Origin of the sequence: Mycobacterium simiae, from assembly GCF_008370645.1 — a bacterium.
GTDB lineage: Bacteria > Actinomycetota > Actinomycetes > Mycobacteriales > Mycobacteriaceae > Mycobacterium > Mycobacterium simiae_A.
This window is the reverse complement of record NZ_VTZN01000234.1, coordinates 1-6,231: the sequence shown is the minus strand read 5'-3', so window position 1 is coordinate 6,231 and position 6,231 is coordinate 1. Positions and strand designations below refer to the sequence as shown.

Here is a 6,231-nt window from a genome sequence, read left to right as displayed (position 1 = left end):
CCTGGGCGCGCCGCCATTGAGCGAAGACATCGACCCAGCTGTTGGCCGCCGCGTAGGCGCCCTGGCCCGGCGAGCCCAACAGGGCCGCTCCGGAGGAAAACAGACAGAACCAGTCCAACGGCTGTCCGACCGTGGCGCGGTGCAGGTTCCAGGATCCGAAGACCTTGGGCGACCAGTCGCGGTCGATGAGCTCGTCGGTGATGTTGGTCAGCGTGGCGTCCTCGACCACCGCCGCCGAATGGAGCACACCACGCAGCGGCAGGCCGGTAGCGGTTGCTGCGCTCACCAGACGGTCCCCGGTCTCGGGGTCCGCGATGTTGCCGCACTCCACCACAATGTCGGCCCCGGCTTTACGGAGGCGGTCGATAGCCTGCCGTGCCCTGGGGTTGGGCTGCGAGCGGGCGGTCAGCACAATCCGGCCGCAGCCTTGACCACCGTTCGCAGCGGCCATCTGCTCGGCGAAGAAAAGGCCCAGGCCACCCAACCCGCCGGTGATGATGTAGGCGCCGTCGGGACGGAAAGCCGGAACCTGCTCCGGCGGCACCGCCACGCTCCTAGCGCCATTGCGCGGTATGTCGAGCACGAGCTTGCCGGTGTGCTCGGCGTTGCTCATCGCCCGGATGGCGTCGGCCGCATCGGTCAACGGGTAGTGAGTGCACTCCGGTGGGCTCAAAACGCCGTCCGCGACCAGCTTGAACACTGTGGTGAGCAACTCACGCACCCGGGCGGGCTGGATGACAGTCATCAGCGCGAGATCCACGTAGTAGAACGTCAGGCCGCGCCGGAACGGGTAGAGCCCCAGCCGGGTGTTGCCGTACACGTCGGCTTTGCCGATCTCGACGAACCGCCCGCCGAAGGCTAACAGCTCCAGCCCTGCCCGTTGTGCGGCTCCGGTCAGCGAGTTCAGCACGATATCAACGCCGTATCCGTCGGTGTCGCGGCGAATCTGCTCGGCGAACTCAACACTGCGGGAGTCATAGACATGCTCAATTCCCATGTCGCGCAGCATTGCTCGTTTGCGCGGGTTGCCGGCCGTGACGAATATCTCGGCATTTGCGGCGCGCGCGATTGCTATGGCTGCTTGCCCCACGCCGCCGGTTGCGGAGTGAATCAACACCTTGTCACCGGCCTTTATCCCGGCCAGGTCGTTTAGCCCATACCAGGCCGTGGCATGGGCTGTGGCCGACGAAACCGCTTGCTCATCAGCAAGGCCGGGGGGCAGCGTGATGGCGAGGTTGGCGTCGCAGGTGAGGAAGGTGCGCCAGCAGCCGCCTTCGGAGAAGCCGCCGACACGGTCGCCGACCTGGTGGTCGACTACGCCTTCGCCGACCGCGGTCACCACACCCACGAAGTCCATCCCCAACTGCGGCTGGCGATCGTCGATGATGGGGAATCGGCCGAACGCGATGAGAACGTCGGCGAAGTTGATCGTGGACATCGAGACCGCGACCTCGATCTGCCCAGGACCGGGCGGAACCCGGCGACTTGCGACCAGTTCTAGCGTTTGCAGGTCACCCGGCGTGCGGATCTGCAGCCGCAGACTGTCGCGCTCGGGGTCCAAGACGGCGGTGCGCCGCTCGCCGTGGCTCAGCGGGCTGGGGCACAGGCGCGCCACATGCCACTGGCCATCGCGCCAAGCGGTCTCGTCCTCCTCGGACCCGCTCAGTAGTTGCTGCGTCACCTGCTCGGCTTCCGTGCGCTCATCGACGTCAACCTGCGTGGTGCGCAACAGCGGATGCTCACTGCTGATCACTCGCAATAGCCCACGCAGCCCGGCCTGCTCCAGGTTGATGCCGGCTGCCGCATCTTCTGGCCGCACCACCTGGGCTTTCCTGGTCACGACGAACAACCGGGGCAGCTCACCTTCCAATTCGGCCAACTCGCGGGTGATCCGAACCAGATCACGCACCTGCTCACGCCCCTCGAGCAGAGTTTGCTCGTCCGGATCGCCGGCGCGTGGCTTGCAGATGATCACCACACCATCGGCGGGGCGGCTACGTAGGTGAGCGCACAGCTTTTCCACGCTGGCTGCGGGGTCAACCTCCCGAGACCACGTCAAACTGGCGCATTCGGTGCCCTCGGGCCCGTGCGATTTCAGCGCGTCCACCAACGTGGCTGCGAACATGTCCGCGGCGTTGGACATGTCGAGCAGCAGCCAGGATCCCGCCTCTTGGGGCACCTCGGGCAGCGTTCGCTGCTGCCACTCGAGGGTCAGCAGCCGCTCGCTGAGCAAGCGGTCACGCTCGCCGCTCGCGGAGGTCCCGGTTCCCATCTGCAGCCCACGCACGGCTAACAGGACCGTCCCGTGCTCGTCCAGCACGTCGAGATCGGCCTCACCGCTGTTTCCCTCTACTTTGGTCACTCGGGTGTAGCAGTAGCGGGCGTTGCGGGTAGGCCCGTAGGCCCGTAGTTGCCGCACACCCAGGGGCAGCAGCAGGCCGCCACCGGCGGCGGCGTCGACGGCCGCGCCGACGGACTGGAAGCAGGCATCCAGTAGCGCCGGGTGGATGCGGTAGGCGCCCTGTTGGAAGCGAATCGAAGCGGGTAGAGCGACCTCGGCCAGCGCCGTGCCCGCACCCGTCTCCGCGGAGCGCGCGGTGGCCAGACCGCTGAAGGCTGGACCTAGTTGAACACCTCGCTCGGCGAACGATTCCCGCATCTCGCTGCCGTTCAGCGTGACCGGATGCGCCGCCAGCAGCGCGGTGATGTCGTAGGCAGGTGGCGGGGCATCCGCCTCGGCGGCATGCAGCGTCGCGGTGGCGTGTTGGGTCGTCTCGCCCTCCTGATTGGACCCCACCGCGAAGCTGACGACACCGGGCGCATCGACCGTTGCAACGGCGTCGATCGGGGTCTGCTCGTCGAGCAACAGCATCTGCTCAAAGGCGATGTCGCGGACCTCCGACGCCTGGCCGAAGACCTCCTCGGCTGCAGCCAACGCCATTTCGCAGTAGGCGGCCCCAGGCAAGGCGGCTACGTTGTGCACCTGATGATCACCCAGCCAGGGCAGTGCTGAGGTGCCGACATCGGTCTGCCACACGTGGCGCTGCGGCTCCTCGCTCAGTTGCACGTGTGCGCCCAGCAACGGGTGCACGGCGATCGTGCAGGCGCCTTGCGCTTTTTGCTCTTGACCATCTCCGTCGATGAACAAGCGGCGGTGCGTCCAGGCCGGCAGCGGCGCGTCCACCAGCCGACCGGCGGGATACAGCACCGAGAAGTCCACAGCAGCGCCGGCGCTGTGCAGGTCCGTCAGCAAGCCGCGCAGCCCGTGGGGCAGCGGCTGCTCACGGCGCATCCCAGCCAAGGCAGCGGCCGACATGTCCAGACTCCGGGCGGTCTGGTCGACAGCGTGGGTCAACAGCGGGTGCGGTGCGAGCTCGGCGAACACGCGGTAGCCGTCTTCGAGCGCGGCCTGCACTGCCGCAGCGAACTGTACGGTGTTGCGCAGATTGTCCACCCAGTAGCCACCATCGCACAGTGGCCGCTCGCGTGGGTCAAACAGGGTCGCCGAGTAGTAGGCAACTTTGGGTGACATCGGGTTGAGATCGCTCAGTGCCGCCGCCAGGTCGTTGAGTACGGGGTCGACTTGTGGCGAATGCGACGCTACGTCGACGGCCACCTCGCGCGCCATGATGTCCCGCTGCTCCCAGCGTGCGACGAGATCACGCACAGTGTCGGTGGCACCGCCGATCACCGTGGATTGCGGTGAGGCCACGACCGCGACGGTGACATCGTCGATTCCACGGGCCATCAGCTCCGAATTAACTTGCTTGGCGGGCAGTTCCACTGACGCCATCGCACCGGCACCCGCGATGCGGGTCATCAATGTGGAGCGACGGCAGATGACGCGCGCACCGTCTTGCAACGACAACACCCCCGCGGCCACGGCGGCGGCCGCTTCCCCCAGCGAATGTCCGATTACCGCGCCCGGGCGCACCCCGTAGGTCTTTTCCATGGTGGCGGCCAGCGCGACCTGCATCGCGAACAGGGTCGGCTGCACCTTGTCGATCCCGGTCACGGTCTGCGGCGCCGTCATCGCCTCCGTCACCGAGAATCCTGACTCAGCGGCGATTACCGGCTCGAGCGCCGCTACTGTCGCGGCGAACACCGGCTCCCTTGCGAGTAGGTCGGCACCCATTGCCGCCCACTGCGAACCCTGACCGGAGAATACCCAGACCGGTCCCCGATCGCCCTGCCCCACCGCGGCCTCATACAAGACGTCGCCGTCGGCCACCTCCCGCAAGCCCTCGACCAGGTCCGGCAGGCTGGCGGCAACCACCGCGGTGCGCACCGGCCGGTGCGCGCGGCGCCGCGCCAGCGTGTATCCCAGATCCGGCAGCGCTGACGAGCCCCAGGAGTCCGAGGAGTCCTGATGCTGTTCGACCCACTCGGCGAGCCGGCGCGCGGTCTGGCGCAAGCCGTCGGCGGAGGTCGATGACAACGTGAAGAGCAGCGGCTCCTGCGTGGTCGCGGCTGGGGCTGGTGCTGAGACTTTCGCTGGGGCTGCTGCTGGGGCCTCCTCGAGGATGGCGTGCACGTTGGTGCCGGACATGCCGAACGAGGACACCGCGACCCGCTTCGGCGCGCCGTTGGCTCCGGTTGGCCATTGCGTAACGGCCTGCGGCACAAAAAGATTCGTCGTAATCTCGGCAAGCTCGTCGGGCAGCCGGTTGAAGTGCAACAGCGGCGGCACCAGCCCATGGCGAAGCGACAGAATCGCCTTGATCAGCCCGACTGCCCCGGCTGCGGACTCGCTATGCCCCATGTTGCTCTTGGCGGATCCGATCGCGCAGGGAGTCCCGGCGCCATACACCCGCGCCAGACTCCGGTACTCAATCGGATCTCCCACCGGGGTGCCGGTGCCGTGCGCCTCCACGGCACCGACCGTTTCAGGCTCTACACCGGCCATCGCTAACGCCGCGCGATACACGGCGACCTGCGCATCTTCGGACGGCATCGTCAGCGTCTCGGTGCGACCGTCCTGATTGGTGGCCGTGGCACGCACCACCGCCAGGATCCGGTTGCCGTCGCGCAGCGCGTCCGGCAGTCGCTTGAGCAAGACCATCGCGCAGCCCTCGGAGCGCACGAAGCCGTCCGCCTCCGCGTCGAATGAATGACAGCAACCGGTCGCCGAAAGCATGCCCTGTCCGGACGTCGCCACGCTTCCGTGCGGCTCCAGGAGCACTGCACAGCCACCGGCTAAAGCAAGCTCGCTCTCCCCCTCGTGCAGGCTCCGGCAGGCCAGGTGCACCGCCATCAGGCCCGAGGAGCACGCCGTGTCAAAGGTCATCGCCGGACCGTGCAAGCCCAGGGCGTAGGCGATCCGCCCCGAGGCCACACTGTTGTTAAGGCCGGTGACCACATACGGGCTGGCCAAACCGCCCGCACCCTTAGTAATAACCAAGTAGTCCTCGTGGGTCAGCCCGGTAAACACGGCCGTCGAGGAACCGGCCAACGATGCCGGGTCCAGACCCGCATGCTCGATCGTCTCCCACGCCGTTTCCAGCAACAACCGATGCTGCGGATCGATCGAGGTCGCCTCCCGCTCACTGATCCCGAAGAACTCGGCATCGAAGCCGGCGACGTCGTCGAGGAACCCACCCCACCTCGACACCGTTCGACCGGGAACCCCGGGCTCAGGGTCGTAGAAGTCGTCGGCGTCCCAGCGGTCGGACGGAATCTCGGTGACCAGGTCGTCACCGCGCACTAAGGACTGCCAAAACTTGTCGGGCGAGTCGATCCCCCCGGGAAGCCGACATCCCATTCCGATGACTGCAATGGGAGTCACGTGTGTATCCATCGCTCACTAACCTCGTCTCAACTCAACCGGTGTTACCCGACGACAGCATCGAATTTTCGCATGGGCAACAAAATGGCCGCAGCGCCGCTCGCCCAGCCCCTCATCCGAGCTAGCCCGGATCTCGATACCCGACGACGGGTATCGGTGTCCCCAGCAGCTTAGACTCCCCTTCTGGCACATGATGGGCCGAAGTCAGAATTCTACTGGTTCGGCCGGAGGCCAGGTCCTTGAACAGCGTAAAAGATGCCGACTAGCGCGCTGCAGGTGGCGGTCAGCGGCCCGCAACACCATCGGGGTTAGCGGTTGTTGGCGGGTTATTGGCTGGTACCGAGCGCTCTCCACCCGGATGACTTTGCCCGAGGCTGCTGGGCGGATCGCCGACCAGGTGACGTGTCGCTTCCCTCGAATTGCGTCACTCAGGTTCGATGCAGGGT

At 66.6% G+C, this 6,231-nt stretch carries 1 protein-coding gene; it reads right to left on the bottom strand.

Translation table 11 applies throughout. From position 1 onward, the window contains the following. A partial coding sequence (gene pks2 / locus F0Q45_RS23605) for a sulfolipid-1 biosynthesis phthioceranic/hydroxyphthioceranic acid synthase (protein ID WP_149656211.1) occupies positions 1-5,797 on the bottom strand: 5,797 nt, incomplete at its 3' end. Positions 5,798-6,231 lie beyond the last annotated feature (434 nt).